Origin of the sequence: Pseudoxanthomonas sp., from assembly GCF_036845285.1 — a bacterium.
In the GTDB taxonomy this organism is placed as follows: domain Bacteria; phylum Pseudomonadota; class Gammaproteobacteria; order Xanthomonadales; family Xanthomonadaceae; genus Pseudoxanthomonas_A.
In genome coordinates this window covers 60,133-87,029 of record NZ_DAIUEE010000009.1, presented here as the reverse complement: position 1 = coordinate 87,029, position 26,897 = coordinate 60,133, and the positions used below count along the sequence as shown (strand labels likewise).

Annotated in this window: 26 protein-coding genes; 15 read left to right on the top strand and 11 right to left on the bottom strand. The window is 69.2% G+C overall.

All coding sequences use genetic code 11. The features are described from left to right. Positions 1-58: 58 nt before the first annotated feature. The 4 genes from V7060_RS12380 (at position 59) to V7060_RS12365 (ending at position 6,396) form a co-directional block, all read left to right on the top strand. Complete coding sequence (locus V7060_RS12380; RefSeq protein ID WP_334179551.1) at positions 59-3,685, top strand: exodeoxyribonuclease V subunit beta; 3,627 nt, start codon at positions 59-61, stop codon at positions 3,683-3,685. After that, positions 3,682-5,595 carry an exodeoxyribonuclease V subunit alpha gene (gene recD, locus V7060_RS12375; RefSeq protein WP_334179550.1) on the top strand — a complete coding sequence of 638 codons (1,914 nt, stop codon included), beginning with the start codon at positions 3,682-3,684 and terminating at the stop codon, positions 5,593-5,595. The genes V7060_RS12380 and recD overlap by 4 nt, the downstream gene beginning before the upstream one ends. Positions 5,596-5,770: 175 nt before the next feature. Continuing rightward, the gene (locus tag V7060_RS12370; protein ID WP_334179549.1) at positions 5,771-6,043 is read left to right on the top strand and encodes a hypothetical protein; all 273 of its coding nucleotides are present in this window, start codon (positions 5,771-5,773) and stop codon (positions 6,041-6,043) included. 8 nt (positions 6,044-6,051) lie between these two features. After that, positions 6,052-6,396 (top strand): hypothetical protein, encoded by a 345-nt coding sequence (locus tag V7060_RS12365; RefSeq protein ID WP_334179548.1) that lies wholly within the window; start codon positions 6,052-6,054, stop codon positions 6,394-6,396. Between the two features lie 81 nt (positions 6,397-6,477). Here V7060_RS12365 and V7060_RS12360 read toward each other — a convergent pair whose 3' ends face one another. Further along, entirely contained in the window at positions 6,478-6,645 is a 168-nt protein-coding gene (locus tag V7060_RS12360) for a hypothetical protein (RefSeq protein WP_334179547.1), read from the bottom strand. Positions 6,646-6,838: 193 nt separating this feature from the next. Here V7060_RS12360 and V7060_RS12355 point away from each other — a divergent pair, with 193 nt between their 5' ends. The 4 genes from V7060_RS12355 to V7060_RS12340 all read left to right on the top strand — a co-directional run bounded on the left by V7060_RS12355 (position 6,839) and on the right by V7060_RS12340 (position 9,779). Then, positions 6,839-7,114: a hypothetical protein gene (locus tag V7060_RS12355; protein WP_334179546.1), complete on the top strand. Its 276-nt coding sequence runs from the start codon at positions 6,839-6,841 to the stop codon at positions 7,112-7,114. Between the two features lie 267 nt (positions 7,115-7,381). Next, positions 7,382-7,750: a GFA family protein gene (locus V7060_RS12350; RefSeq protein WP_334179545.1), complete on the top strand. Its 369-nt coding sequence runs from the start codon at positions 7,382-7,384 to the stop codon at positions 7,748-7,750. Positions 7,751-7,853: 103 nt separating this feature from the next. Then, positions 7,854-8,834 carry an alpha/beta hydrolase gene (locus V7060_RS12345; RefSeq protein WP_334179544.1) on the top strand — a complete coding sequence of 327 codons (981 nt, stop codon included), beginning with the start codon at positions 7,854-7,856 and terminating at the stop codon, positions 8,832-8,834. Positions 8,835-8,987: 153 nt separating this feature from the next. Beyond that, positions 8,988-9,779 (top strand): alpha/beta hydrolase, encoded by a 792-nt coding sequence (locus V7060_RS12340; RefSeq protein WP_334179543.1) that lies wholly within the window; start codon positions 8,988-8,990, stop codon positions 9,777-9,779. Between the two features lie 69 nt (positions 9,780-9,848). On the opposite strand, the gene V7060_RS12335 is transcribed toward V7060_RS12340, so the two are convergent. The 3 genes from V7060_RS12335 to V7060_RS12325 form a co-directional block, all read right to left on the bottom strand. Further along, positions 9,849-10,946 (bottom strand): hypothetical protein, encoded by a 1,098-nt coding sequence (locus V7060_RS12335; RefSeq protein WP_334179542.1) that lies wholly within the window; start codon positions 10,944-10,946, stop codon positions 9,849-9,851. 50 nt (positions 10,947-10,996) lie between these two features. After that, positions 10,997-11,695, bottom strand: a complete 699-nt coding sequence (locus tag V7060_RS12330) for a class I SAM-dependent methyltransferase (RefSeq protein ID WP_334179541.1) — start codon at positions 11,693-11,695, stop codon at positions 10,997-10,999. A 67-nt stretch (positions 11,696-11,762) separates the two neighbouring features. Next, entirely contained in the window at positions 11,763-12,311 is a 549-nt protein-coding gene (locus V7060_RS12325) for a DUF2058 domain-containing protein (protein WP_334179540.1), read from the bottom strand. Between the two features lie 77 nt (positions 12,312-12,388). Between V7060_RS12325 and V7060_RS12320 the strand changes: the two genes are divergently transcribed. Further along, positions 12,389-12,889 (top strand): M48 family metallopeptidase, encoded by a 501-nt coding sequence (locus V7060_RS12320; protein ID WP_334179539.1) that lies wholly within the window; start codon positions 12,389-12,391, stop codon positions 12,887-12,889. 97 nt (positions 12,890-12,986) lie between these two features. Here V7060_RS12320 and V7060_RS12315 read toward each other — a convergent pair whose 3' ends face one another. Then, positions 12,987-13,415 (bottom strand): hypothetical protein, encoded by a 429-nt coding sequence (locus V7060_RS12315; protein ID WP_334179538.1) that lies wholly within the window; start codon positions 13,413-13,415, stop codon positions 12,987-12,989. A 138-nt stretch (positions 13,416-13,553) separates the two neighbouring features. On the opposite strand from V7060_RS12315, the gene V7060_RS12310 reads away from it, so the two are divergent. Then, a complete protein-coding gene (locus tag V7060_RS12310) occupies positions 13,554-14,105 on the top strand; it encodes a YdeI/OmpD-associated family protein (RefSeq protein ID WP_334179537.1) in 552 nt (183 codons plus the stop codon). Positions 14,106-14,168: 63 nt separating this feature from the next. On the opposite strand, the gene V7060_RS12305 is transcribed toward V7060_RS12310, so the two are convergent. Both V7060_RS12305 and V7060_RS12300 read right to left on the bottom strand, forming a co-directional pair. Then, on the bottom strand, positions 14,169-14,645 hold the full coding sequence (locus V7060_RS12305) for a nuclear transport factor 2 family protein (protein WP_334179536.1): 477 nt from the start codon (positions 14,643-14,645) through the stop codon (positions 14,169-14,171). A gap of 25 nt (positions 14,646-14,670) precedes the next feature. Continuing rightward, entirely contained in the window at positions 14,671-15,018 is a 348-nt protein-coding gene (locus tag V7060_RS12300) for an Atu4866 domain-containing protein (protein ID WP_334179615.1), read from the bottom strand. 139 nt (positions 15,019-15,157) lie between these two features. On the opposite strand from V7060_RS12300, the gene V7060_RS12295 reads away from it, so the two are divergent. Both V7060_RS12295 and V7060_RS12290 read left to right on the top strand, forming a co-directional pair. Beyond that, positions 15,158-16,069, top strand: coding sequence for a LysR family transcriptional regulator (locus V7060_RS12295; RefSeq protein ID WP_334179535.1), 912 nt, complete (start codon positions 15,158-15,160; stop codon positions 16,067-16,069). A 153-nt stretch (positions 16,070-16,222) separates the two neighbouring features. Next, entirely contained in the window at positions 16,223-16,462 is a 240-nt protein-coding gene (locus tag V7060_RS12290) for a hypothetical protein (protein WP_334179534.1), read from the top strand. 51 nt (positions 16,463-16,513) lie between these two features. Here V7060_RS12290 and dcp read toward each other — a convergent pair whose 3' ends face one another. Further along, on the bottom strand, positions 16,514-18,661 hold the full coding sequence (gene dcp / locus V7060_RS12285; RefSeq protein WP_334179533.1) for a peptidyl-dipeptidase Dcp: 2,148 nt from the start codon (positions 18,659-18,661) through the stop codon (positions 16,514-16,516). A 242-nt stretch (positions 18,662-18,903) separates the two neighbouring features. Between dcp and folE the strand changes: the two genes are divergently transcribed. Both folE and V7060_RS12275 read left to right on the top strand, forming a co-directional pair. Beyond that, on the top strand, positions 18,904-19,509 hold the full coding sequence (folE, locus tag V7060_RS12280; RefSeq protein ID WP_334179532.1) for a GTP cyclohydrolase I FolE: 606 nt from the start codon (positions 18,904-18,906) through the stop codon (positions 19,507-19,509). Between the two features lie 145 nt (positions 19,510-19,654). Then, positions 19,655-20,038 carry a YchJ family metal-binding protein gene (locus V7060_RS12275; protein WP_334179531.1) on the top strand — a complete coding sequence of 128 codons (384 nt, stop codon included), beginning with the start codon at positions 19,655-19,657 and terminating at the stop codon, positions 20,036-20,038. An 11-nt stretch (positions 20,039-20,049) separates the two neighbouring features. Here V7060_RS12275 and V7060_RS12270 read toward each other — a convergent pair whose 3' ends face one another. Together V7060_RS12270 and V7060_RS12265 are read right to left on the bottom strand one after the other, a co-directional pair. Further along, complete coding sequence (locus V7060_RS12270) at positions 20,050-22,917, bottom strand: protein kinase (RefSeq protein ID WP_334179530.1); 2,868 nt, start codon at positions 22,915-22,917, stop codon at positions 20,050-20,052. Positions 22,918-23,045: 128 nt separating this feature from the next. Beyond that, entirely contained in the window at positions 23,046-24,359 is a 1,314-nt protein-coding gene (locus V7060_RS12265) for a M20 family metallopeptidase (RefSeq protein WP_334179614.1), read from the bottom strand. Between the two features lie 233 nt (positions 24,360-24,592). On the opposite strand from V7060_RS12265, the gene V7060_RS12260 reads away from it, so the two are divergent. Then, positions 24,593-25,381, top strand: coding sequence for a TSUP family transporter (locus V7060_RS12260; protein ID WP_334179529.1), 789 nt, complete (start codon positions 24,593-24,595; stop codon positions 25,379-25,381). A 164-nt stretch (positions 25,382-25,545) separates the two neighbouring features. Here the strand turns inward: V7060_RS12260 and V7060_RS12255 are convergent, their stop codons facing one another. Next, the gene (locus tag V7060_RS12255; protein WP_334179528.1) at positions 25,546-26,853 is read right to left on the bottom strand and encodes an amidohydrolase; all 1,308 of its coding nucleotides are present in this window, start codon (positions 26,851-26,853) and stop codon (positions 25,546-25,548) included. Positions 26,854-26,897: the final 44 nt, after the last annotated feature.

Below are 26,897 nucleotides of genomic sequence, written 5' to 3'. Positions count from 1 at the left end.
TCGATACCAGTCTGCGTGTCTACGGCGCGCTGCGTGGCGCATCCGCGGAGGACGCCGCATGAACGCCTTCGATCCCGCCTGCGAGCCTTACCTGACGCGCGCACTCGACGGCGTGCAGCTGATCGAGGCCAGCGCAGGCACCGGCAAGACCTACACGCTGGCCACGCTGTTCACGCGCCTGATCGTCGAGCAGCGCCTGCGCATGGGCGAGGTGCTGGCGGTGACCTATACCGAGGCCGCCACCCAGGAGCTGCGCAAGCGCATCCGGGAACGGCTGGCAATGGCCGCCGACCTGGTCGGTACGCCGCCGCGCGACGACGAGCAGCACGAGGTCGCGCTGACGCGCTTCGTCATCGATCGTCATCTCGCGGCTGGCGCGGAAACGCCGACGCAACTGGCACGCCGCCTGCGTACCGCCGCCGAGGAAACCGATCTCGCCGCCATCTTCACCATCCATGGCTTCTGCGCGCGCGTGCTGCGCGAGCATGCGCTCGATGCAGGGCAGGGCTTCGAGGCCAGCGACCTGCTCGGCAACACGCGCGCGCTGCATGCGGATCTCGCGGCGGACCTGTGGCGCACGTACGCGGCCGATCCGGCGACGGTCGGCGCATTGACCGCCCTGTGGAGCGGCCCCGACGCGCTGGCCGACGATCTGCCCGCGCTGTGCGGTCCGCTGCCGCTGCTGCCGCCTGCACCACCGCCCACGGCGGGCGATGACGTTGTGTCGCTGCTGGCCGATGCACGAACACGTCTCGCGGAAGGCATGTCAGCAGAAGGCGATGCGTACTTCACGGCACTGCTCACGGCCGCGGACGGAGGCATGCTCAACAAGATCTCCTACAAATCGGACTGGCTGTCGCTGCTGCATCGTCAGCTGATGGCATGGGTGCAGCATCCTGCGCTCGACGTCCCCATGCAGGACAAGCTGGTCAAGCTGACGCTGGACGCACTGACGAAGGGCACCAAGAAGGATTACGCAGGAAAGACGCCGCTCTCGCCGTTGCAGCCCCTGATCGCGGACTACGCGGCTGCCCACGAGCGCTACACGCAATGGCGACGCAGCCAGTCGATCCTGCTGCTGCACCGCCTGCGCGACGATGCGCGCCGCCGGCTCGACGACCTGAAGCGCACGCGGCGTGTACAGACCTACGACGACCTGATCGAACGCGTCGCCGTCGCGCTCGATGGCCCGCAGCGGCAGGCGCTGGTCGCCGCCCTGCGTGCGCAGTACCGCGTCGCGCTGGTGGACGAATTCCAGGACACCGACGAGCGCCAGTGGCGGATCTTCGCGCGCGTGTTCGGCGATTCCGACGAGGTCCGCGCGCTGGGCGAGACGCCCGCGCTGTTCCTGATCGGCGATCCCAAGCAGGCCATCTACGGCTTCCGCGGTGGCGATGTCGCGACCTATCTGCTCGCGCGGCGCGCAGCGGACGAAGCGCCGCGGCTGGCGCACAACTTCCGCTCGCGCCCAGCCGTGCTGCGCGCGGTGCGCGCGCTCTACGACGGTGCGGACGCGGCGGGTCAGGAGGCCTTCGCGCATCCCGACATCCGCTTCGAACCGGTCGAACCCGGCGGCAAGCGCACCGACGACGACTACCGCCACGGCGACCGCGCCGCACCCGCACTGACCTTGCGCCTGTTGCGCAACGAAGCCGGCGGCGCGTTCGATGCCGACCGGTCGCGCGAAGCCGCCACCGCCGCCTGCGTCGCCGACATCCAGCGCGTGCTCGCCGATGCGCGCGCCGGACATGCACGCATCGACGGCCGGCCCGTGCGTCCCGGCGACATTGCCGTGCTGGTGCGCAACCACAAGGAGGCCACCCGCGTGCAGCAGGCACTCGCCCGCGCCGGCGTGCCTGCGGTGGCGGCCGGCAAGCAGAGCCTGTTCGCCAGCACCGAAGCCACCGAGCTGCGCGCGCTGCTGCTGGCGCTGCTGCATCCGGCCGACCATGGCCGCCTGCGCACCGCGCTCGCCACCGTGCTGCTGGGCGAAGACGCGGCCGCGCTCGCTGCGCTGGACGAAGACGGCGAGGCGCAACGCCTGCACCAGCTGCGCCTGCTGCAGTGGCGCGAACGCTGGCAGCGCGGCGGCCCGTTCGCGCTGGTGTCCGAGCTGTGCGCGGCGCAGGCCGAACGCCTGCTCGGCCTGCTCGACGGCGAGCGCCGCCTGACCAACTACCTGCAACTCGGCGAGCAGCTGCAGGAAGCCGCGGCGCGCACGCTCGGCCTGCACGGGTTGCTGGACTGGCTGCAGGCCCGCATGGCCGACGCCGATGCGGACGACGAGATGCAGCTGCTGCGTCTGGAATCCGATGCGCTGCGCGTGCAGATCGTCACCCTGCACAAGAGCAAGGGACTGGAATATCCGCTGGTCTATCTGCCGTTCGCCGGCCTGGGGACCTCGCGTCCCGACAGCGGCCGTTATCGCGTGGTGCACGACGGCGCCCAGCGCGTCCTGCAATGGAAGCTCGACAAGGACGATCCCGCGTGGAAAGCCGCCGGTGACGCCGCGCGCCGCGAGTCGGTCGCCGAGGACGCGCGCCTGCTCTACGTCGGCCTGACCCGCGCGGAGCATGCGCTGTGGATCGCCGCCGGCGACGTCGCCGATCTCGCCAAAAGCCGCCTTGCGCCGCTGATCGTCGACCTCGCCCTGCTTGGCGCGCATGCCGACGTGCGCATCGTCGAAGGCCCGGCCGAACCGCCGCCGCCGCGCCTGCCGCCCGAGCGTGAGACGGTCGTGGCGCCCGCGCGCATCGCCGCGCGCCGCATCGCGCCGGACTGGTGGGTCTACAGCTTCACCCAGCTGGCGCATGCGGACGGCGGTGCCGATCCGCTGGCCGCGGCCACGCAGGCCGATCCCGGTGGCGAAGATGAAGCACCGGCATCGGACCTCGACGAGGCGCCACGCGATGCCGCCGCGCCTGCCCTGGTCGATCCGCGCTTCGCCGGCAGCCGTTTCGGCGTGGTCATGCACGGCGCGCTGGAGCACGCCGACTTCGCTTCATGGCGCCACTGGCAACCGGGCGATGCCGCACCCACGGGGCAGGACCTCGTCATCGCCGACGCCTTGCGCGAAGGCGGGTATGCGGAGGCCGAAATCGCCGATGGCCTGGAGGTGCTGGTGCCGCTGGTCGGCCACACGCTGGGTACCACCCTGCCCGAGGGCGTGCGTCTCGCGGACCTGCCCACGGAATGGCGCCGCGCCGAAATCGAATTCCACTTCGCCATGCAGCCCACCGGCGTGCCGGCCCTGCTCGCGCTGCTGCATCGCCACGGCGTGCTGCGCCATCGCACGGCCTTCGGCGCGCGGCCGCGGCTGGAAGGCCTGATGACCGGCCTGATCGACCTGACCTACGCGCACGACGGGCGCTGGTACGTGCTCGACTACAAGTCCAACCAGCTGCCCGCCTATGACGCCGCGGCCATGCAGCAGGCGATGGCGCACAGCGAATACGACCTGCAGGCGCTGATCTACACGCTGGCGCTGCACCGCTGGTTGCGCTTCCGTCTCGGTGACGCCTACGACTATGCGCGCGATTTCGGCGGCATCCGTTACCTGTTCTGTCGCGGCGTTGACCTGACGCGCCAGCCGTCGCCCGGCGTGCATGCGCAGCGCTTCGCGCCCGAGCTTGTGCATGCGCTCGATGCCTTGTTCGCCGGCGCACCGCAGGGAGCCGCCGCATGAGCCTGCTCGATGCGCTCTACCAGGGCGGCCATCTGCGCACGCTGGACCATGCGCTCGCGCAGAGCCTGCGCCGGCTCGACCGCGACACCCCGGACAGCGTGCTCGCCGCCGCCGCGCTCGCGTCGCTGGCGGTCGCCAAGGGCCATGCGGGCGTGTCGCTGGCATCGCCGCAGGCGCTGTTGGACGCCGAAGCGGATATCGCCTTCCCCGACGGCGACGACTGGCGCGCGCAGCTCGCTGCCTCGCGCTGGGTCGGCACGCCGCGCGATGCGACCGATGAAGCGGATACGCAGGTGCCGCTGGTGCTGGAAGGCGACCTGCTCTACCTGCGGCGTTACCGCGAATACGAACGCGCGCTGGCGCTGGGCCTGCATCGCATCGCACGCCGCGCACTGCCGGCCGACGATCCCGCATCGCTGGCGTCGCTGTTCGCCACGTTGTTCCCGCAGGCCACGCACGCCGACCACCAGGCGCGCGCCGCCGCGCTGGCACTGCGGCATGCGCTGCTGCTGGTCACCGGCGGTCCCGGTACCGGCAAGACCACCGCCACCGCGCGCCTGCTGGTGCTGCTGGCGGCGCAGGCACGGCGCGCCGGTCGTGCGCCGCCGCGCATCGCGCTGGCGGCGCCGACGGGACGCGCGGCCGAACGCATGGCGGAGAGCGTGCGCCACGCGGTGCAGGCGCTGGCCGCCGCCGGCATCGACACCGACCTGCTCGCTGCATTGCCCTCGACGGGCACGACCCTGCATCGCTTGCTCGGCACGATTCCCGACTCGCCACGCTTCCGTCACCATCGCGACAACCCGCTGCCGTTCGACGTGGTGGTGGTCGACGAAGCCTCGATGATCGACCTGCCGCTGATGGCCAAGCTGGTCGACGCCGTCGCCGACGGCACGCGCCTGGTGCTGCTGGGCGATCCCGACCAGTTGCCGTCGGTGGAAGCCGGCGACGTGCTGGCCGCGATCCTCGGCGCCGCGGGCGATGGCGACACGCTGGCGCAGGACGACGCGGACGCACTGCGCCCATTGCTCGGCGAATCCTTCGACCCTCACCCGTTGCATGGCGAATCCTCCCCCCGTCATCCCCGCGAAGGCGGGGACCCAGCGACTTTCCTCCCCAAGTTCCCCGGCGCACGCGTGCACCTGCAGCGCAGTTGGCGCCAGAGCGAAGCGCTGCAACTCGCACCGCTCGCCGCCGCCGTGCGCGAAGGCGATGCCGAGACCGCGCTCGACCTGCTGCGTGGTGGCAGGCTGTCGAACGTGCGCTTCCACGAAGGCCTGACCGATCCGCTCGACGTGCAACGCGAGGCCTTGCTCGCGCACTGGCGCTCGCTGGCCCATGCGGCGACGCCGGCCGATGCGCTGGCGCAGTCCACGCGGCTGCGCCTGCTCACCGCGGTGCGCGAAGGCCCGCAGGGCGCACGCACGCTCAATGCGCGCATCGAGCGCCTGCTGGTGGAGACGGGCGCGGGTACGCCGCGTGGCGGTCCCGGTCATTTCCACGGGCAACTCCTGATCGTCACCGAGAACAGCTATCGCCATCGCCTGTTCAACGGCGACATCGGGATCTGCCTGCGCGACGACCGTGGCGCGCTGGTGGCGTGGTTCCCCGGCGAAGATCCGGCACAGCCGCGTGCGTTCCATCCCGCCGCGCTGCCTGCGCACGAGTCGGCGTTCGCCATGACGGTGCACAAGGCGCAGGGATCGGAATTCGATACGGTGTGGCTGCTGCTGCCCGCGCGTGGCAACCGCGTGCTCTCGCGCGAACTGGTCTACACCGGCATCACCCGCGCCCGCCGCGAACTGCACGTCGCCGGCAGCGAGGCGGTGATCCGCGAAGCCCTGTCGCGCCATGCCAGCCGCTGGTCGGGGCTGGGCTGGCGCTTGCGCGATCCCGTTTTTTCGCGGTGAATCGCCTGCGATACCGCATTGCGCATGACGTGATGCCTTTCACGCGTTTGCGGTCCCGGCCCCAACGGCGTATACCTGTCCCGCTGACGGGCAGTTCCCTTCCGCCCTCCCGCGGGCCGATTTTTCTCCCTCTCGGCTTGACCAGCGCGGTCACGCGCGTGCCGAGGAGGCGGAAGTGTCGAACCAGCAAGTCCAGGTCTTCATTCTTCACCTGGGGCCGCAACAGTCCATCGGTCCCGGCGATCTGCGGGTGATGTGGGCCACGGCCTGCGAGTCCACGGACATCGCGGTGTCGCGGCGCTCCACCGGCAACGGCCACACCACCGGCCGTCCGTGCTTCAGCCTGTGGGCCGGACGCCAGTTCCATCGCGTGCCGGCCGAACGGCGCATGCGCGCATTGCTCGAAGCGCGCGGGTTTCTTTTCACGTTGACGCATACCGCCCTGTAGGAGGGTGCATGGCTTTTGATGTCGGGATCGGCAAGTGCCGGTCGGTGCAATCGGATTCGGTGGATGTCTGGGTGGACGGTTCCATCGTCCGGCGGCTGGTACCGGAGACCAAATGGCAGCGCGATGGCATCAGCGTGCTGCAGGTGCCGTCGAAGGTGTGCAGTCCGCGCCACCGCGTGGCTGCCGGTGAAGAGGTGTACCTCGATACGGGGTTGATCACTTCGAATACCGTGGGCAAGCTGGATGTCGACGGCAGCGGCGATTTCGCCAAGGCGCGCCTGTCGCTGCTGGTGCCGACCATCGATCCGACGCCCACGCCGCCGCCGCCGTCGCGCAAGGCGAGCTGGCGCTGACATCGCGCCACGCGATCTTCCATCCCTTGCAAAAAAGAAGAGCCCCATGCGGGGCTCTCCTCTGACGCACATGCCGACGGATCAGTGCTTCTGGTCCTGCTCGCGTTTCTGGTCCTGCTGCGGGCTGCGCTGACGGTCCTGGTCGTTCTTCCGGACCGGATTTTCCTGCTGCGCTTTCTGGCCCTGCGGATCCTGTTGCGGATCGCGTTTCGGCGGTTGCGGCGTCTGCGGGTTGGGGGTGTTGCCCATGGGAATTTCTCCGACTCGGCCGAATGCCGAGGTGGCACCACCCTGCGCGCTTCAGGGTGAGCATCGTGTGCGTGCTGTCGTCGCGTGGCGATCATGTGCATGAACCCGATGCCACGGGATGCATGCGCGGCTTCGTCACGCGAAGCGCACGGCATGCGTGTGACGCTGCACGCCGCGCCCGCTGGAGCATGCCGTGAGTACACGTACCTCAGCCCCGCTGCCGGAAGGATTTTCCTGGGAGGTCGGCGACCGGCACAGGACCTTGATCTGCCACGGTCATCCGATCGTGCGGATCGCGCCGGAACGGCAGGGATGGATCGCGAAGATCCTCGTCAGTGGCAAGGGCGTCCGCCAGGACCAGGTGGCCGTGCGCTCGCTTGATGCAGGTGCCGGCTGGGCCACGCGCTGGATGCTGGAACGCCAGTCGGCGCTGATCCGCGTCGTTGCCGAACAGCCGCCGCACGGCTGATCCACGGTATCCGGCGCCGTTCGTCGGCATGTCCCGTACGCCGTAATGCATGCAGGCGCTTGCGATCAGACGGACGGTGATGCGCGCCGCGGTGTTTCCGGCCATGCATCCATGCGTGGGGCGGCGATGACACGACCGCATCCGTCATCGGCTGGCGTGCGGGCGGAAGCGCACGCACGATGCGCGTCGCATGCCGGTCGCGCGGGAATCCCATCCTGTTTCGCGTGCTAGGGTCGCAGGCCGCAGCCACCACACCTGGTACGTTCCATGCACACCGTAACGGGCACCTGCCACTGCAGGGCCGTCGCATTCGAAGTGGATCTCATCGACGGCCACCAGAACATCCGTCGCTGCAACTGTTCCATGTGCAGCCGCCGCGGCGCGATCATGGCCGGCGTCACGCTGGACCGGCTGCGCATCGTCCGCGGCGAGGACATGCTGAGCCTCTACCAGTGGAACACGAGGATCGCCAGGCACTGGTTCTGCAGCGTGTGCGGCATCTATACCCACCACCAGCGCCGCAGCGTGCCGAACGAATACGGCTACAACCTCGCCTGCATCGAGGGGATCGACCTCGCCACGATCGGCGACATCGGCGCCAGCAACGGTGCGGCGCAAACGCTGGTGTCGTCCTGATCCGGAGAGGATCGACGCACCGGACGGCAGGCGCATCGACTGCGGTCCGCCCTGTCCGCAGGGTGCCGTAAGCTACCGCCCACCCTCGAAGGGAGTCTGGGTCATGATCCGGAAGCTCATCGTCTCCCTCCTCCTGCTCGTCCTGGCGGGCGTCATCGGTGCGGTGTATGTCACGCCGTGGCCCAGCGTGCTGGCCACGCGCTACCTCTTCGATCGTGGTGCCGAGGAAGCAGCGGCCCGCCTGGCGCCGCGGGTGCCCGACGATGTCGGCGTCACCCGCGGACTGGTGTACGACGCGGCGGACAGCCATGCGCTGCTGGACATCTATCGTGGCCGTACCGTGGACGCGACCCGGCCCACCATCGTCTGGTTCCATGGCGGCGGCTTCGTGTCGGGGCGCCGCGACGACATCGCCAACTACCTCAAGATCCTCGCGGGCCGTGGCTTCACCGTCGTGAACGTCGACTACACGATCGCGCCGGAAGCCACCTACCCCGCCCCGATCCGACAGGCGAACCGCGCACTTGCCTACCTGAGTGCGAACCGCACGCAGCTGGGCATCAACGCGGACCGTTTCGTGCTGGCAGGAGACAGTGCCGGGTCGCAGATCGCCGCCCAGACGGCCGCGATGCTGACCAACCCGGCGTATGCCCGCCTGCTGGAGATTTCCCCTGGTGTGGATGCCGGACAGGTCGCCGGTGCGCTGCTGTTCTGCGGCGTCTACGACCTCGGCCAGATGGGAGAGGGGGGCGGCGTCGCCGGATGGTTCGTCAACGCCGCGGCGTGGGCATACAGCGGACGGCGCGACTGGCGGGAAGACGAGCGCTTCCGGACCATGTCGTTGCCACCGCACCTGACGCCGGCATTCCCCCGCACCTTCATCAGCGCGGGCAATGCCGATCCACTGGAACCCCAGTCCAGGGCCATGGCGCAGGCGCTGCACCGGCAAGGCGTGTCCGTGACGGAGGTGTTCTATCCAGCGGACTACGCACCGCCGCTGGCGCACGAGTACCAGTTCGATCTCGGCACGGCCGCCGGCCGGGGCGTGCTCGACGCCGCCGTCGCCTGGCTCACCGCGCGGTAGGCGCGGGTGCCGGTCGCCGCACTGCTGGCGCGGGACGATATGTACGATCAATCAAGTTTTCCGTACTTAATGCGGCCGATAGTTCGGAGGTGCGCGGCAAAGTAGCCCTGCCGGCCACAACGCCGCACACCCACCAAACCCGAGGACACGACCATGTTCAAGCTGATCCCCGCATTGCTCGCGACCGCACTGGCGGCCACCCTCTCGCCCGCCACCCAGGCCCACGACGCCGCATCCGGTGGCCACGGCACGCAGGTGAAGAACGTCGTGCTGGTGCACGGCGCCTTCGCCGACGGTGCCGGCTGGCGTCCGGTCTACGACACCCTGACCGCGCGCGGCTATCGCGTGTCGATCGTGCAGAACCCGCTGACCTCGCTCGCCGACGATGTGGCCGCAACGAAGCGCGTGCTCGACCGCCAGGACGGTCCTGCCATCCTGGTCGGGCACTCCTGGGGCGGCACGGTCATCACCGAGGCCGGCGTGCACGACAAGGTGGCCGGCCTGGTCTATGTGTCCGCGCTGGCGCCGGACGCGGGTGAAACCACCGCGCAGCAGTACAAAGGGTTCGCGCCGACACCCGAGTTCGTGATCGAGACCAGCGCCGATGGCTACGGTTTCATCAGCCCGGCCAAGTTCAAGGCCGGTTTCGCGCACGACACCAGCGATGCCGACGCCGCTTTCCTGCGCGACTCGCAGGTGCCGATCAACATGTCCGCCTTCGGTACGCCACTGACGAATGCGGCGTGGCGCACGAAGCCCAGCTGGGCCGTGATCGCAACCGAAGACAAGGCCTTCGACCAGGCGATGCTCATCCACATGGCCGAACGCATCGAGGCGCGCATCACCAAGGTTTCCGCCAGCCACGCCGTCTTCATGACGCAGCCCAAGGTGGTCGCCGACACGATCGATCGTGCGGCACGGGAAGCCGGTCAGCAGGCGAAGTAAGTCGGCGGCGCACCGGCCGGCGTGCCCGGCGGGTGTGCCTTCGTTTCACTGCGGTGATGACGGTCGCGATCAGCCGTTCGGCCGCTTCCCCGTTTCCACCCACTCGGTCAGCACGCGGAACGCGTCGCGCACCTGGTCTTCCGAGAACCGGCAGTGGCCGCCCGGCACGTCCGGCAGCGTCAGCGGCGCGACGGCAGCGCCCTGAGCGCGTTGCACATACACCGGACGGAAGCGCGGGTTGATGGTCGGGTCGTCGGCGTTGTACTGCAGCACCAACGGCTTCTGCGGCCGGGCCGACAGTGCCGGCGCCGCGGCCACGTAGTCCATCGCCGCCACATCGCCGACATAACGCGGCACGCGGCGGTTGAACGCGTCGTCGTCGCCGAACCCGGTGTAGCGCACCAGCCGGTTGTCCACCGGCATGCCGCCGCCGCGCGTCATCAGGTCGCGGATCACCAGGTAGTGCAGGCCGACCGTACCGGGCAGCGACTCGACCGACACCTCCAGTTTGGCGGCGAGTCGCTGTGCGGCCGCAGGATCGCGCGGCAGGTCGGCGTCGACGCGGTCCATCACCGCGCCCTGGTCGAGCATGGGCGCGGCGGGATCCGACAGTCGATGGGCGCCCTCGCGTGGCGGGAACAGCGCGTCGAATGCGACCAGCGAGGTGAACAGGTCATTGGCCAGCACATCGCCCGGCAGGTTGGCGCCGCACAGCGACAGCGCACCGTCGTAGTACGCGGCCTGCTGTTCGAGGCTGGCGATGGCGATGCCGCCGCCCATGGAGAAGCCGACCATCCAGGTCTTCTTCGGATATCCGTGCCGTTGCACGAAATGCGCGCGCAAGCGTTCGCTGTCGGCAATGGCATCGCGCACGGCCCAGCCCTGCGTGGCGTAGCCGCTCTGCGCCACCGCATAGCGCGCCGAAGTGAATATCGGCGTGGCGGGATCGGCTGGCCATGGCGTCGCGCGTGGCACGCCGACCGGTTCGAAGCCGTGCGCCAGCACGACGAGTTCGCCATTCCAGTCGGCGGGAATGGCGATGCGGTATGGCGCCTCGGCCAGCGTGCCCGTCTCGTCGACCGGCGGCGACACCGCAGTGGAGGTATCCAGCGCCAACGCGGGCGACACGGCGAGGCACCACGCGAGCGAGAGGCAGGTCAGGCGCATGGCGAGCTTCCTTGGCAGTGGCGTTGGCGGAACGGGGCAGCGGCGCAAGCCTACCGCGGCGTGCGTGCGCACCAGCCGTGGATCATGCCGGCCTGGTGGAAGCGCAGCGGCGGCAGGAAGCCGCCGGCCTCCGCCAGCGCGGCGACGCGGTCGGGCGGCAGGATGGCGACATCGCGGGCGTAGTTGGCGCGGATCTGCTCGAGCGCAGCGGCATCGAGGCCGGCGCCGGACATCGTTTCCATCCACAGCTTCAGCATCGCGGGGTAATCGGCGGCCCCGGTGTCCCAAGCCAGGTCGGCCCAGGCGAGCGTGCCGCCGGGATGCAGACGGCGCGCGATCGACGCGAAGAACGCGGTGCGCACGGCGGGATCGAGCAGGAACTGCGAGACCAGCAGGCAGGTGGCGCCATCGAACGCGGCGGCCTCCGGCAGCGTGTCGACCACATCGGCATGGAATCCGCAGCGGTCGGCGAAGCCCTCGCGCTCGGCGCGTCCGCGGCAGGCGGCGATCATCTGCGTGGAGGGGTCCAGCGCGACGAAGGTCCAGCGCGGGAAGCGCCGCGCCAGGTGCCCGATCTCGGCGCCGGTGCCGGCACCGACGCACAGCAGATGGGCGTCCTCCGGCAGGTCCGCCAACACGGTTTCCATCAGGAACAGCAGGCTCTCGCGGATCGGCGCCATGCGTATCCAGCGGGCGTCGTAGCCGGCGGCCTGCTGGTCGAAGAGGGCATCGAGTTCGTGCTGCTGCATGGCGGTCTCCGCTGGGGTCTTCTTCCACCCTACACGGGCCGTCAAGCCCCGCGCGGCAGGCCGGCCGTCACCACATCAGGTCGTCGGGGACCTTGAACTGCGCGTAGTAGTCGTCGTCCTCGGAGGTGGACACGGCGGCGTCCATCCCGTGGCCGTGGTCGAGGACGATCATGCCGGCGTCGCGCTCGCGCACCTTGTCGGCGGCCACGCGCGGCAGCAGCTCGTAGCGCTCGTCGACGCGGGCGATGACCAGCGCGCCGGCGGCCAGCTTCTTCTTCAGATCGTCGTTGACCAGCACGGTGCGGATGACGCCGTCGACCGGGAAGCGATATTCGATCTCGCCGGTACGCGGTACCTTGCGGTCGGCGACGATCTGGCGCGCCTGCGCGCGCAATTCGGCATGGCGTGCCTGCGCCTTGCGCTCGGCTTCGAGCGCACGGTCGCGCTCGGCCTTCCCGGCGCGCGCACGTTCGGCCTCGCGCTGGATCTCGTTGGGCGCGGCGGGGCCTTTGCCGTGGCGGGCCTTGTTCTGTTCGCGCGCCACCTCGGCCAGCTTGGATTTCTTGACCAGGCCGGCCTTGAGCAGCTGTTCCTGCAGGGGGTTTCCCTTCGCCATGTCGCGGTTTCGTGCTGGAGTCCGAGGGTCCATCATACCCGTCGCCCCACGACCGATCGCATCCTCGCCGCCGCTCAATGGAACCCTTGAAGTACCTCGCCGGTTATCCCGAAGACCTGCAGACGCGCGTGCGCGCGCTGATCGCGCAGGACGGGCTGCGGCCGATGCTGGCGAAGAAGTATGCGGAGCCGCATGCCGTGCGCAGCGACGGCCAGTTGTACGACTACGTGCAGGCACTGAAGGAGCGGTACCTGCGGCGCTCCGTGCCACTCGGCAAAGTGGTCTACGACAGCACGCTGCAGGTGATGAAGCACGCACTCGGCACGCACACCACGATCTCGCGCGTCCAGGGCAGCCGGCTCAAGGCCAGCCGCGAAATCCGCATCGCCACCGTGTTCCGCGATGCGCCCGCCGACTTCCTGAAAATGATCGCCGTGCACGAACTCGCGCACCTGAAAGAAGCCGACCACAACAAGGCGTTCTACCAGCTGTGCACGCACATGGAACCGGACTACCACCAACTGGAGTTCGACCTGCGGTTGTACCTGACGCAGCTGGAGATGATGGCGGACAGCTGATCCAGTCGCAGGGCCTACAGCACCCGACTGATCGTGAAGCGGCCGACAGACGTGGGGAGCCGCATGGTGCCGGGCGCGGGCGAAGGCGGTGTGCGGTTCAATGCACCAGGCGCGCCGCCATGCTGTCGAGGTCGTAGCCGAAACCGCCATCGACGCGACGGACGATGTCGGCACCCGCGGCGGCATGCAGGAACGCGGGTGTGATCTGGTAGCCGTCGGCCGATGCGCCGATGTGGCCGGCAATGCGGCTGTCGGTTTCGGCCTGGTTGATCAGGTCGCCGAAGGCGATCACGCGCAGCACAACCGAGGCTTCTTCTTCCAGCGTCAGGCCGTGCCCGCCGATCTGGCGCGCGATGACGTTCATGCCGGTGCACGCGAGATCGTCGCCGTCGTATTCGCCGACCGGCATCGCGCCGTTCATCACGGCCTGGAACACATCGATGCCGAAGTTCAGCAGCGCGGGATCCACCGCGACCACGTCGATGGCGTGAAGGGGCAGCGGATCGTGTCGCTGGATCTGGGGCATGGCAGCCTCCCGGAATGCTCGTGGAGGTTCCGTTCTAGGCATGCCTGCGGAAACATCGCGTGATGGTGCCGCTGCATGGTGTTCACAACATGGAATGTCCGCACAATGCCGCGCTCGCGACGGCGATACCATGCGCCGATGAACACGCCGATCCAGCCGATCCGGTTCACCGCCACGTTGCGCCGCCCCGCCCAGCCGAAAGCGGCGACATGGACGTTCCTGGTGTTGCCGAAAGCCGTCAGCGCAACGCTGCCGACGCGCGGCATGACGACGGTGGAGGGCACGTTTGCGGGCCAGCCGTTCCAGGCCACGCTGGAACCCGATGGCGATGGCAGCCACTGGCTGAAGGTCGAGAAGGCGCTGCGCACTGCGGCCGGCGTCGAAGCCGGCGACGCGGTCGACCTGGTGATCGCACCGGCGAAGCAGGAACCCGAACCCGTCGTGCCTCCCGACCTCCGCAAGGCGCTCACCGCTGCTCCGGAAGCGAAAGCGGTCTGGAGCAGCCTGACGCCGGTGGCGCGCCGCGACTGGATCCACTGGATCACCTCGGGCAAGAAGGCCGAGACGCGCGTGAAGCGCATCGCCACCGCCTGCGACATGCTTGCCTCCGGCAAGCGCCGCGCCTGCTGCTTCGACCGCTCGGGCATGTACAGCAAGGGCAACATGGGCGCGCCAGTCGCAGCGGAGTGAGGCGGCACGTCTTCGTCGCGCTGATGCACCGGTTCGCGCCGGCGGACCCGTGTCGTGCGGCGGTCACTCCATCAACTGCTGCAGCGCCCACGTATCGAGGAAGGCGGTGACATGGACGATGCGGCCTTCGTCGAAGACCATGTGCCACGCATAGCTGTTGCGGTAGGTGTCGCCGTCGACGGTGGTCGCCGTCCCGTCCCAGAGCACGGTGACAGCGTCGCCCTGTGCCATCACCTGCTTCACGTCCGGCGTTATGCGGGTGGCCAGGCGAGCGGTGATCGGCGCGACGGCACGGTCCATGAAGACCTGCTTGGACCGGTAGGTGCCGGACACCGGGCTGTGCCCGGCGACGGTCCAGACGGCCTGTGGATCGAGCAGGTCGAAGACGGTGCCGGTGCCTGCACGCCATGCCTCGAACGCCGCACGCGTCCGTGCGGTGTTCTCCCGTTCCATGGTGGACGACGTATCGGTGGCCAGTGCAGGTGCGCTCAGCATCGCGGCGGCGATCAGGCCGCGCCGGAGCAGGGTGCGGATGGACATGAGGAATCTCCTTGGTGTGGTCGGATCAGTCGGCGTCGCGGGACGTGCCCGGGTGCTTGGGCACGGAAGCGCGGCGGAGCACCATGCCGCCGTGGTACAGCACGCCATCGATGAATTCGCCGTCGGCGGTGAAGCCGGTGTCGTCCACGTAGTCGATGTGGTGGCCGGTGACGGTGTAGCGCCCCTGGTAGGCACTCTCGCGCTGGCCGCGGGCCTCGTCGTAGCGGCCATTGGGTAGCAGTTCGTGGCGGACGCGACCATCGGTGGTGACCCACATGCCGACGTAGGGATGGGGCGCGTCGGCCGGGGCGGCGGCGTCCGTGGCGCCGAGGCTGGAGGCGGCGAGCAGGCTCGGGGCCAGGGCGGCGCTCAGGGCGCGGCGACGCAGGGTATCGGCGGAAGGGGTGGTCATGGCGGTCATCTCCGGACGGGGGTGTGCGAACACCGTAGTCCCCGGTCGCTGTCGAGGGAATCCGCCCGCCGCTAACCGGATTGGTTAGCATGACTGGACGATGGAACCCGATTTCAATCTGTTGCGCGTGCTGCACGCCGTGGCCGAAGCCGGCAATTTCCGTGCGGCCGCGGATCGGCTGGGCGTCACCCGCTCGGCGGTCAGCCAGGCGATCCGCCGGCTGGAAGACAGCGTAGGGATCGCGCTGGTGCAGCGGTCGACCCGCAGCGTGCGCCTGACCGAAGTCGGCGAACGCCTGCATCGCCAGATCGCCATGCCGCTGGCGGTAATCGGCAGTGCACTGGAGGACGCGCTGGGTGAGGGACCGCCGCGCGGCCTGCTGCGCGTGGCGGTCACCTCCATCGCCGAGCGCTTCCTGTCCGGCCCGCTGGTGGCAGGCTTCGCCGAGGCCTACCCCGGCATCACGCTGGATGTGACCGTCACCGACGAGGAGTTCGACATCGTCGCGGCTGGCTTCGATGCCGGCGTGCGGCTGGGCGAAGTGATCGAGCAGGACATGATCGCGGTCCCGGTGGGGGGACCGCAGCGCGAGATAGCGGTGGCATCCCCGACCTATCTGCAGCGGCACGGCACGCCGATGCATCCGCGTGAGCTGGCGGCACACCGCTGCATCGGCTGGCGCCGTGCGCCTGAGGTGGCGCCGCACCGCTGGGAGTTCAGCGAGTCCGGCCGCGCGTTTGCGGTGGAAGTGGCGCCGCAGGTCACCACCAACGACCTGCAGGTGATGCTGCGTACCGCGCTCGCCGATGGTGGCGTCACCTTCGCACCGGAAGACTGCTTCCTGCCCTGGATCGCGAACGGGGCGCTGGTGCCCGTGCTGCTGGATTACGTGCAGCCGTTCCCGGGCTTCTTCCTCTACTACCCCAGCCGCCACAACCCGCCGCCGAAACTGCGCGCGCTGGTGGCGCATGTGCGCGCCTTCAACGATCAGGTCCAGGCGTCACGCGGTTGAGTGGTGATCGGTCAGCGATGCGGTGTTCGCGGCGTGGCGGCGATGCGGCCCAGCCATTCGCCCAGCAACAGGCGTTCGCCCGCGCCGGGGCTGACGCGTGCCGTGGTCACCGCGTGCTGGAAACCAGGCTCGGCCTGTCTGTGCCGCTATCGCATGCCGACGACGGTCGCAGAGTTGGATCAGTACCGTTGGGTGGTCTATCCGCCCAGCCTGCGCTCGGTGACCGTCACGACGGAAGAGAAAGCCGTCGAGGTGCCGGTGCAGGGTGACGTGGTCACCGACAGCGCGGGCTCGCGGCTGGAGATCTTCCTGGTGCATGGCCGCCGCATCGGACCGAGTGCGTGCCTGCTGCGGGATTTCCTGCTCGACGACGCACGCGACGGCGCGGCGTGATCGTCGCACCTCGCCATCTCCCCGCATGCGGGGAGATGGCGGGCGATGGGCTTACTTCAGCCCGCGATGTTCCAGCAGCGGTTCGACGCTGGGATCCTTGCCGCGGAACTCGCGGTAGGCGGTGGCGAGGTCGCGCGAGTGGCCGATCGACAGCACCTTGTCGCGGAAGACCTGGCCGTTCTCGCGAGTCAGGCCGCCGTGTTCGCGGAACCACTGGAAGGCGTCATGGTCCAGCACTTCCGCGCCGAAGTAGGCGTAGTAGCCGGCCGCGTAGCCGCCGCCCCAGATGTGGCTGAAGTAGCTGGTGCGATAGCGCGGCGGCACCGCCGCCAGATCGACCTTGTACGTGGCCAGCGCCTGCTTCTCGAACGCGTCGACGTCCTGCTTGCCGGCGCCGGCCGGCTGCAGGTGCCAGGCGAGATCCAGCAGCGCCGCCGACAGGTACTCGGTCGTCGCATAGCCCTGGTTGAAGGTGCGCGCCTTGATGATCTTGTCGACCAGCGCCTGCGGCATCGCCTCGCCGGTCTGGTGGTGCTTGGCGTAGTTGGCAAACACCTTCGGGTCCAGCGCCCAGTGCTCGTTGAACTGCGACGGGAACTCGACGAAGTCGCGCGGCACGTTGGTGCCGGCCACGCTGGGATACTGCGTCTTCGAGAAGAAGCCGTGCAGTGCATGGCCGAACTCGTGGAACAGCGTGGTGACGTCGTCGAAGCTCAGCAGCGCGGGCTGGCCGGCGGCGGGCTTGGTGAAGTTCTCCACGTTGTAGACCACCGGGATGTCGCCGGTCAGGCCGTTCTGTTCGACGAAGTTGCCCATCCACGCGCCGCCCTGCTTGCTCTCGCGCTTGAACGGATCCAGGTAGAACAGCGCCAGCTGCTTGCCGTCGGCGTCCATGATGTCGAACACGCGCACGTCGGGGTGATAGACGGGAATGTCCTTGCGCTCCTTCGCGGTGATGCCGTACAGCTGGTTGGCGGCGAAGAACACGCCGTCCTTCAGCACGCGGTCCAGCTCGAAGTAGGGCTTGATCTGCGACTCGTCCAGATCGAACTCGGCCTTGCGCACCTGCTCGGCGTAGAAGTCCCAGTCGGCCGCGCCGGCGGTGAAGCCGCCCTTCTGCGCATCGACCACGCCCTGGATCTTCGCCAGCTCGGCGCGCGCACGCGCGGTGGCGGCGGGCACGGTGTCGGTGAGCAGCTTCAGTGCGACCTCGGGCGTGCCGGCCATCTGGTCGGCGATGCTGTAGGCGGCGTAGTTGGGGAAGCCCAGCAGCTGCGCCTTGCGCGCGCGCAGTTCGGCCAGGCGCTGGATGGTCGCGCGGGTGTCGTTGCCGTCGCCCTTCTCGGCGCGGCCCAGCGAGGCGGCCATCAGCTGCTCGCGCAGTGCGCGATCCTTCAGCGAACCCAGCGACGGCTGCTGGGTGGTGTTCTGCAGGCTCAGCAGCCACTGGCCGTCCTTGCCGGCGGCTTTCGCCGCATCGGCCGCGGCGGCGATCGCGCCCTCGTCCATGCCGTCGAGCTTCGCCTTGTCGGTGACGAATACGCCACCGGCGTTGCCCGCGGCCAGCAGCTTGTTGCCGAATGCGGTGGTCAGCGAGGACTCCTCGCTGTTGAGTGTGCGCAGCTCGGCCTTGTCGGTATCGGAGAGCTGCGCGCCGGCGCGCACGAAGCCGTCGTAGGTGTGCTCGACGACGGTCTTCTGCTCCGGCGTCAGCCCGAGCGTGTCGCGCTGGTCGTAGACCGACTTCACGCGGGCGAAGAGCTTGGGATCCAGGTGGATGCTGTCGCCGTGCTCGGCCAGCTTCGGCGCCAGCGCTTCTTCGGCGGCCTGCAGCGCGGGGTTGGTGTTGGCGCCGGTCATCGCGAAGAACACGGTGGTTGCGCGCGTCAGCAGCGCGCCGCTGCGCTCCAGCGCCTCGAAGGTGTTGGCGAAGGTGGCCGGCTCGGCGTTGTCGGCGATCGTGCGCACCTCGGCGAGGTGCTGGCGCATGCCTTCCTCGATGGCCGGCTGGTAATCGGCGTCCTTGATCTTGTCGAACGGCGGCGCCTGGAACGGCAGCGCGCTGGCGGTGAGCAGAGGGTTCGCGCCCTCGGCGGGCGTGGCGGCGGTGGCGGGCATGGCGGATTCGGGAGCAGGGCGGTCGCCGCAGGCGGACAGGGCGACGGCGATGGCGGAAGACAGCAACAGCGTACGCAGCATGGAGGAACTCCGGGACAGGTACTACGGGAAGAGAGCGGGATCGCCCGCCACGGTGGTGGACCGGCGCATAGGGTGCGCCCGTGCGCGCAGCTTGGCGAGTGCCGGACGGCGGGCCGGCGCCTGCGGCGCTGCCATCCGCCGCATCCGGCAAGGCGCCGCCCGCATCCGCAGGGCGATCTGCGCCGTAGAGGGCCGGCAAGACAGATGCGTTATCCTCCACGCCCCCCGCAGGAATCGATCCGATGAGCCAGTCCGACGACAAATCCGGCAAGGTCAGCCAGGCGCAGGCCGAGGACGCCGTGCGTGTGCTGCTGGAGTGGGCGGGCGAGGATCCCTCGCGCGAAGGCCTGCTGGACACGCCCAAGCGCGTCGCCAAGGCCTACCGCGACTGGTTCAGCGGCTACCAGATGGACCCGCGCGAATACCTGGCGCGCACGTTCGAGGAGGTCGCCGGTTACGACGAGATGATCGTGCTGCGCGACATCGAGTTCGAAAGCCATTGCGAGCACCACATGGCGCCGATCATCGGCCGCGCGCACGTGGGCTACCTGCCCGACGGCAAGGTGGTCGGCATCAGCAAGCTGGCGCGCGTGGTGGACGTGTACGCGCGCCGCTTCCAGGTGCAGGAGAAGATGACCGCGCAGATCGCGCAGTGCATCCAGGACGTGCTGCAACCACGCGGCGTGGCCGTCGTGGTCGACGGCGCGCACGAATGCATGACCACGCGCGGCGTACACAAGCGCGGCGTCAGCATGGTGACCAGCAAGATGCTGGGTACCTTCCGCGAGGACGCGCGCACGCGCGCCGAGTTCCTGCGCTTCATCGAGACGGGTCACGGCAAGCGTTGAGTGCCTGCGGCTGTTGTAGGAGCGACGTAAGTCGCGACCGCACGACATCTATGTCCCATTGCCCGGCGGACTGCAGAAAGTCCGCTTTTCTGTTGTCGGAAAACATACGGTCGCGACTTACGTCGCTCCTACAGAAAGCCAAGCCATGAACGCTTGCCCCTGCGGCACGGGCCGCGACTACGCCACCTGCTGCGGCCGTTACCACGCCGGTGAGGCGGCGCCGGACGCCGAAGCGCTGATGCGTTCGCGCTATAGCGCCTACGTCGTCGGCGATGCCGACTACCTGCGCACGACCTGGCATCCGGACACGCGACCGGACGAACTTGGGCTGGACGCACCGGGTGCTGCGAAGACCACGTGGCTGGGTCTGACCGTGAAGGACCACCGCGTCACCGGGCCGGAGACGGCCGAAGTCGAATTCGTCGCGCGCTACCGCATCGGCGGTGGCAGCGCGGTGCGCATGCAGGAACTCAGCCGGTTCGTCCGCCTGGAGAAGCGCTGGTACTACCTTGATGGCGACCATCGCTGACCCGGCGAGGTTCAGCGCAACAGCTGGAAGGTTCCTGTGCGATCCAGCGCATCGAGTTGCGCGCGCGTGCGTCGCGCGGCCGGATGTTCCGGCCCGAACATGGCCTCCGTGCGCGCCACCGCTTCCGCCAGCCGGGTCCGCGCCGCCGGGAGGTCGCCGCGGCGCAGGACGATCATCGCCCGCAGCATCAGGGCATCGCGCAGGGTGAAGCGGTTGTTCGTGGTCGCCACATGCTCCTGGATATCGATCGCCAGGCGCTCGAGGAGCGCATCGGCCCGCACCGCATCGCCTTCCAGATAGGTGACGTAGGCGAGCAGGTAGCGGTTGTAGAAGACCATGCTGTAGGTGGGCGGATAGGCGCGCAATGCGGCCTCGTTCTGCTCGACGAGTTCGCGCGCCCGCTGCAGGTCGCCAGCGCCGGCACGTTTCAACAGCCCTTCCGCCAGCGTGATCCGGAGGATCGGCTGGGGGCTGATCCGGCCTTTCGCATGGTCGGCCATCACCGTTTCCATCAGCGCGATGGATTCATCCCTTCCCTTTGGATCGGACGACAGCAGGCGGCGGGCCAGCATCTGGCGGACACGCAACACCGTCTCGTGCTGCGGTGGGTAAGCCGCGAGCAGCAGCGCTTCCGCACGCCGCAAACTCGTGAGGGCGTCGTCCGTACCGGATCGGCCGAACATGCCCAGTACCGAGCGTACCCGGAGGACATCGGCGAACTCAGGATGCTGGTCGCCGAAGTGCAGCCGGACGATCCGCTCGGCGTGGTCGATGGACGCCGCGCAAGCCTCCAGCTGCCCCCCCGTGCATTGCAGGTTGGCCAACACGCGCCACGCACGGCCCACCAGCGGATGCGAATCCCCCAACCTCCGCCGATAGTCGGCCAGCAGTTCTTCCGCGATCCGGAGGCCATCGTCGACGCGGTCCTGCACGAGCAGGTTCTGCGCAAGGACGCGGCGGGCTTCGTTGGCCACCAGGGGGTAGGACGGCGTGGCCAGCGCGATCGCGTGGCGCAGGTCGGCATCGGCCTGCGCGAAGCGGGTCAGGCGCGTGTTCCAGTAACCACGCAGCGTCAGCAATTCCGCCTGCTCCGAGGCCAGGCGATGGTCCCCGGCGAGCGCAAGCGCCTTGTCCAGCGTGTGGCGCGCGAGATCCTGTTCACCCAGGTCCCACTGGCTGCGGGCCAGCTCGGTCAGCAGCTGCAGGCGCGTCGGCAGGGCGCCCGCGTTGGCGATGTCCTTGAGTCCTTCGCGCGCGGCAACCTGCGCTTCGCGCGGCCTGCCCTGCAGGTTGAGCAAGGCGGCGAGGGTCGCCTGCGCGGCAGCCAGGCCGGGCGGATCGTCGCCCTGCAGGCCGGCGGCTTCGGCAGCCAATCGCGTGGCGCGGTCGTAGTCGCCGACCACGCTGTAGTTGCGGGCCAGCAACGACAGGCCGCGCGCCAGCACCACCGGATGCTCCTGCAGCGGCAGGGCGCGTACCTGGCGTTCCGTATCGGCCAGCAGCGCGCCCGACGACATCGGGGTATCGCCCAGTCCCGACAGGGTGGCGTTGCCGAGCATCTGTTCGAACACCTGCGACAGCGCGAGCGCTGCGGTCGCTTCCCGTGCCGCGCGATCCCGTTGCCAGGCGACCAGGCCGGTACCCGCCACCAGCACCATCAGGATCACGCCGGCCAGGCCAGCGGCCAGCCGGTGGCGTTGCAGGAAACGTCCGGCGCGATACAGCGCACCGGCGCCGCGCGCCTGTACCGGGCGCTTCTGGCGCCACGCCTGCAGATCGTCGCGCAGCGCGGCGACGGTGGCGTAGCGCGCGGCGGGATCGGGTGCGACGCAGCGCGCCGCGATGGCATCCAGGTCGCCGGCCAGAGCGCGGGCCAGCGCGCCCGCATCGCCGAAACCGCGGACCCGCGCACCCGATGCCGGGGACCGTGCGGCCAGCCGCGACATCGGTGGCGGGCGGCCGTGTTTCTCCCGCTCCAGCACGGTCGACAGCAGGGGCTGCGAGGCATGCGGCAATGCACCGCACAGCAGTCGGTACATCAGCATGCCGAGCGACCAGATATCCATGGTCATCGCGGGCATCGCACCGGCCATCGCTTCCGGCGCCGTGTAACTGTCGGACGCGGCGATCCGCGGCAGGACGTCCGTGGCGGCCAGCGACGCGGCCAGGCCGAAGTCCAGCACCTGCACCTGACCCGCGTCGGTGACCATCAGGTTGGAGGGTTTGATGTCCTGGTGCAGCACCCGGCGCTGGTGCGCGTACGCCAGCGCATCGCAAACCTGCATCAGCAGGTCCACGCGCTGCTGCAGTCCGGCCCCGCGTGCGTCGCACCAGGCATCGATCTGCGCACCCTGCACGTAGCGCATGGCGAACCATGGGTGGCCGTCGGGTTCGACGCCGCCGTCGAACAGCGTGGCGATGCCCGGATGCTCCAGGGCGGCCAGCGCATCGCGTTCACGGCGGAAACTGTCGATCAGGCGTGGCGAGGTCAGTTCGCTGCGGATGCACTTCAACGCGACGCGCTGGTCGTACTGGCCGTCGTCGCGCCAGGCCTCGTACACCGTTCCCATGCCGCCGGAATCCAGCAGCCGGTCGATCCGCCAAGGCCCCAGCCGGCTGCCGATGCGCTGGTCCGCATCGACGTCGGGCGCGGCCCGCATGCCCGGGCGCGCAGGCAGGACGTCGATCGACGCCTTCGGCAGCAGGTCGTGCTCGCCCGCGTCCTGCAGCGCGTCATCCGCCGCCAGCAGTATCTGCAGTGCGCGATGGGTGTCCGGCTCCTCGCGGGCGAGTCCGGCCAGCATGGCCGCGCGCTCCGCGGGCGCCATCGCCACGCAGTCGTCGAACAGCGCCAGTGCGCGGGCGAGGGCCTGGCTCATGCCGGAAGGCCGCCACGCGTGGCGGCCGCGCCGTGGAGGACGGCCTGGATGGCGGAGGGCGGCAGGTGGAAGGGGACATTCATGGGCGCGGCATTGTGGTCCCGCCCCCGGCGCGCGGCAACGGGGCGTCAGCCTGCCGGTGCGTGCAGGTAATCCAATGTGACCTGTAACAGGGCACGCAGGCCAACGTCGAGCGAGCCTTCGTCCAGCATGAATTCCGGTGAATGGTTGCTCGGCGCGGTGACCGGATCGGTGCCTTTCGCCGTGCTGCCGACGAAGAAGAACATCGACGGCACTTCGCGCGCGTAGAACGAGAAGTCCTCCGCGCCCATCTGCAGCGAGGGCGTGATGACGTTGTCCGTGCCGACCACGGCCTGCAGGCTGGGCAGCATGCGCGCGGTGAGTTCGGGGTTGTTGACGGTGACCGGGTTGCCGTCGTTGTCGGGCACGCTGGCCTCCACTTTCGCGCCGTGCGCCGCGGCCACATGCGTGGCGACGTTCTTCAGGTCGGCGAAGATCTTCTGCCGCATGCCGTCGTCGAAGGTGCGGATGGTGCCGACCACTTCCACGTCGTCGGGAATGATGTTGTAGCGGATGCCGCCCTTGATGGCGCCGAAGCTGACCACCGCCGGCAACTTCGAAATATCGGTGCGGCGGCTGACGATGGTCTGGGTGGTGCCGATGAGGTCGGCCATCGCCACGATCGGGTCGATCCCGCCCCACGGCCGTGAGCCGTGCGTCTGTCGGCCGACGACTTTCAGCGTGAAGCTGTCCGAAGCGGCCATCAGCGGCCCCTGGCGCACGCCGATCTGGCCGACCGGGATCGACGAGAACACGTGCAGGCCGAATACTGCTTCCGGCTTGAATTCCTTGAACACGCCTTCCTTCAGCATCAGCTCCGCACCGCCTTCCTCGCCGGCCGGCGGGCCTTCCTCGGCGGGCTGGAACACCAGCAGCACTTCGCCGGGCAGCTGGTCCTGCATCGCGACGAGCGATTTCGCCACGCCCAGCAGGATGCCGGTATGCGCGTCGTGGCCGCAGGCGTGCATCACGCCGACGGTCTCGCCGCGGTAGGTCGACGTCGCCTTCGAGGCGAACGGCAGGTGGTTGCGCTCGGTCACCGGCAGTGCATCCATGTCGGCGCGCAGCGCGATGCGCGGCCCCGGCTTGCCGCCCTTGATCACGGCGGTGACACCGTGGTGGGCGATGCCGGTACGCGGCTGCAGGCCCAGCTTGCGCAGTTCCTCGGCCACGCGCCTGGCGGTCTGTTCCTCGCGGTTCGACAGTTCCGGGTACTGGTGGAAATGACGGCGCCAGTCGATCACCTGCTGCTGCGCGGCCATGCCGGCGGCCGCGACCTCGGGACGCTGCGTGGTGGCGTCCTGGGCAGCGGCGGGAAGGGCGGCCGCCAGTGCAGTGGTCAGCAGGGAAGCAGCGAGCAGGCGTGCGTGGCGCATCGTGTCGGACTCCGGACGGGATACGGCGATGCTAACCGCAATGGTGGCGGCTTCGTCGCTCCGGTGCGGAAATCCTGTGGCCGGCGCTGCACAGAGCGAAGGCACTGGGTCCCCGCCTGCACGGGGATGACGGATTTCGACCTCGCGTTGTTCGTAAAATGGAAGGCGCCTCGCGGGCTGGCCTGCAGGCGAGCACGCACCGACTCCCGTGGAACCCCATGCCCGACCTCGCCCTGCAGGTGCTCCTGCTGCTGTTCCTCGCCGCCATGCTGGCGGGTTTCATCGATGCCATCGCCGGTGGCGGCGGCATGGTCACCATCCCGGCGATGCTGCTGGCCGGCATTCCGCCGCTGCAGGTGCTGGGCACCAACAAGCTGCAGTCGCTGTTCGGTTCGGGTTCGGCCAGCTGGGCGTATGGGCGGCACGGACATGTCGATCTGAAAGGCCAGTTGCCGATGGTGCTGACGGCGGCGCTGGGCGCGGTCGGCGGTGCGCTGCTGGCGACGGTCATTCCGGTGGAATGGTTGAAGTGGGCGCTGCCGTTCCTGCTGGCCGGCATCGCCATCTACTTCGGGCTGAAGCCCGACATCGGCCACGTGGACCGCCACCAGCGCATGCGACCGCAGGTGTTCGCGCTGACCTTCGTGCCGGCGATCGGTTTCTACGACGGCGTGTTCGGGCCAGGCACCGGCTCGTTCCTGATGCTGGGTTTCGTGGCGCTGGCCGGCTTCGGCATCCTCAAGGCCACGGCGCACACCAAGTTCCTCAACTTCGGCTCCAACCTCGGTGCGTTCGCGGTGTTCCTCGCGAACGGCGCGGTGCTGTGGAAGGTCGGCCTGCTGATGGGCGCGGGCCAGTTCCTCGGCGCGCAGCTCGGTTCGCGCTTCGCCATGAAGCAGGGCGCGCGCATCATCAAGCCGCTGCTGGTGACGGTGTCGATCGCGCTGGCGATCCGCCTGCTGGCGGATCCGCAGCACCCGTTGCGGGTGTGGGTGGCGGCCTTCTGACCGCGCCATTTTTGTAGGAGCGACGTAAGTCGCGACCGCACGGCTTGCACTCGCAAGCCTCTGGGGTTCGCGCTTCCATCGCTCATGCGCGATCACAGATTCCTGGATCGAGCGGTATTCGTGCGGTCGCGACTTACGTCGCTCCTACAAAGGAGACGTCTGCATCAAGGCGTATGCAGATAATCCCACGCCACCTGCAGCATCGCCTTGCTGCCGGTTTCCAGTGCCTGTTCGTCGAGCAGGAACTGCGGCGAGTGGTTGATCGGCGCGGTCGCGGGATCGAGGTTCTTCGAGGTCGAGCCGACGAAGAAATAGAACCCCGGCACGGTGTTGGCGAACTGGGAGAAATCCTCCGCCACCGTCACCAGCGGCATCTCGAGCACGTTCGCGGCACCGACGGCTTTCTCCAGCGAAGGGCGCACGCGCTGCGTCAGCGCGGGCTGGTTGATCGTGGCGGGCGCGTTGTTGACCACCTGCAGTTCCGCGGTGCCTTCGCTGGCGTGCGCGTAATCATTGGCGATGCGGCGGAAGCGCGCGATCACGTCCTCGCGCACCGCAGGATCGAAAGTCCGCAACGTGCCGACCAGCTTCGCTTCGTCGGGGATGATGTTGAAGCGCACGCCGGCCTGGAACTGGCCGGCGGTCAGCACCACCGGGCTGGTGGCGATGTTGACCTGGCGCGCGATCATGCTCTGCGTGCCCAGCAGGATCTGCGCACCCAGGGTGATCGGATCCACGCCGTCCCACGGCCGCGAGCCGTGCGTCTGCTTGCCTTTCACCACCAGCGACCACTCGTCCGCCGCCGCCATCAACGGGCCGCTGCGGTAGCCCACGCTGCCGACCGGCAGGCCGGCCCACACGTGCAGGCCGAACACGGCGTCGGGCGTGAAGTCCTTGAACACGCCTTCCTGCAGCATCAGCGCCGCGCCGAACACCTCGCCCGCGACCGGCGGGCCTTCCTCGGCGGGCTGGAACACGAACATCACCTCGCCCGGCAGTTCGTCCTTCGCCGCGACCAGCGCCTGCGCCACACCCATCAGGATGGCGACGTGCGCATCGTGGCCGCAGGCATGCATCACGCCGACCGGCTGGCCGCGGTAGTCCGCCTTCACCGTCGACGCGAACGGCAGGCCGGTCTGTTCGGTGACCGGCAACGCGTCCATGTCGGCACGCAGCGCGATGCGCGGGCCGGGCTTCGCGCCCTTCAGCACGGCGACCACGCCGGTCTTGCCGACGCCGGTGCGCACCGTCAGGCCGAGCGCACGCAAGTGGTCGGCGACCAGCTGCGCCGTGCGTATTTCCTGCTCGCCGAGTTCGGGATGCTGGTGGAGGTCGCGGCGCCACTGCACCAGCTCTGGTTGCGCGCGCTCCAGCGCGGCGAACGCGGTGGCGTCCTGGGCCTGGACGTCGGTGCCCGCCAGTGCGGCGGTGGCGACCAGCAGGGCGGCGAACAGGCGAGGGGCGCGAAACATGGCGGCATCCGGCGTGCGTGGGGAACACGATGCTAGCGCGCGCC

Bases quoted from the DNA above. Each gene is read 5' to 3' on its own strand.
- V7060_RS12380 (WP_334179551.1), top strand. From the start codon at position 59: ATGAACGCCTTCGATCCCGCCTGCGAGCCTTACCTGACGCGCGCACTC.
- recD (WP_334179550.1), top strand. From the start codon at position 3,682: ATGAGCCTGCTCGATGCGCTCTACCAGGGCGGCCATCTGCGCACGCTG.
- V7060_RS12365 (WP_334179548.1), top strand. From the start codon at position 6,052: ATGGCTTTTGATGTCGGGATCGGCAAGTGCCGGTCGGTGCAATCGGAT.
- V7060_RS12360 (WP_334179547.1), bottom strand. From the start codon at position 6,645: ATGGGCAACACCCCCAACCCGCAGACGCCGCAACCGCCGAAACGCGAT.
- V7060_RS12350 (WP_334179545.1), top strand. From the start codon at position 7,382: ATGCACACCGTAACGGGCACCTGCCACTGCAGGGCCGTCGCATTCGAA.
- V7060_RS12345 (WP_334179544.1), top strand. From the start codon at position 7,854: ATGATCCGGAAGCTCATCGTCTCCCTCCTCCTGCTCGTCCTGGCGGGC.
- V7060_RS12340 (WP_334179543.1), top strand. From the start codon at position 8,988: ATGTTCAAGCTGATCCCCGCATTGCTCGCGACCGCACTGGCGGCCACC.
- V7060_RS12335 (WP_334179542.1), bottom strand. From the start codon at position 10,946: ATGCGCCTGACCTGCCTCTCGCTCGCGTGGTGCCTCGCCGTGTCGCCC.
- V7060_RS12330 (WP_334179541.1), bottom strand. From the start codon at position 11,695: ATGCAGCAGCACGAACTCGATGCCCTCTTCGACCAGCAGGCCGCCGGC.
- V7060_RS12325 (WP_334179540.1), bottom strand. From the start codon at position 12,311: ATGGCGAAGGGAAACCCCCTGCAGGAACAGCTGCTCAAGGCCGGCCTG.
- V7060_RS12320 (WP_334179539.1), top strand. From the start codon at position 12,389: ATGGAACCCTTGAAGTACCTCGCCGGTTATCCCGAAGACCTGCAGACG.
- V7060_RS12315 (WP_334179538.1), bottom strand. From the start codon at position 13,415: ATGCCCCAGATCCAGCGACACGATCCGCTGCCCCTTCACGCCATCGAC.
- V7060_RS12310 (WP_334179537.1), top strand. From the start codon at position 13,554: ATGAACACGCCGATCCAGCCGATCCGGTTCACCGCCACGTTGCGCCGC.
- V7060_RS12305 (WP_334179536.1), bottom strand. From the start codon at position 14,645: ATGTCCATCCGCACCCTGCTCCGGCGCGGCCTGATCGCCGCCGCGATG.
- V7060_RS12295 (WP_334179535.1), top strand. From the start codon at position 15,158: ATGGAACCCGATTTCAATCTGTTGCGCGTGCTGCACGCCGTGGCCGAA.
- V7060_RS12290 (WP_334179534.1), top strand. From the start codon at position 16,223: ATGCCGACGACGGTCGCAGAGTTGGATCAGTACCGTTGGGTGGTCTAT.
- dcp (WP_334179533.1), bottom strand. From the start codon at position 18,661: ATGCTGCGTACGCTGTTGCTGTCTTCCGCCATCGCCGTCGCCCTGTCC.
- folE (WP_334179532.1), top strand. From the start codon at position 18,904: ATGAGCCAGTCCGACGACAAATCCGGCAAGGTCAGCCAGGCGCAGGCC.
- V7060_RS12275 (WP_334179531.1), top strand. From the start codon at position 19,655: ATGAACGCTTGCCCCTGCGGCACGGGCCGCGACTACGCCACCTGCTGC.
- V7060_RS12270 (WP_334179530.1), bottom strand. From the start codon at position 22,917: ATGAGCCAGGCCCTCGCCCGCGCACTGGCGCTGTTCGACGACTGCGTG.
- V7060_RS12260 (WP_334179529.1), top strand. From the start codon at position 24,593: ATGCCCGACCTCGCCCTGCAGGTGCTCCTGCTGCTGTTCCTCGCCGCC.
- V7060_RS12255 (WP_334179528.1), bottom strand. From the start codon at position 26,853: ATGTTTCGCGCCCCTCGCCTGTTCGCCGCCCTGCTGGTCGCCACCGCC.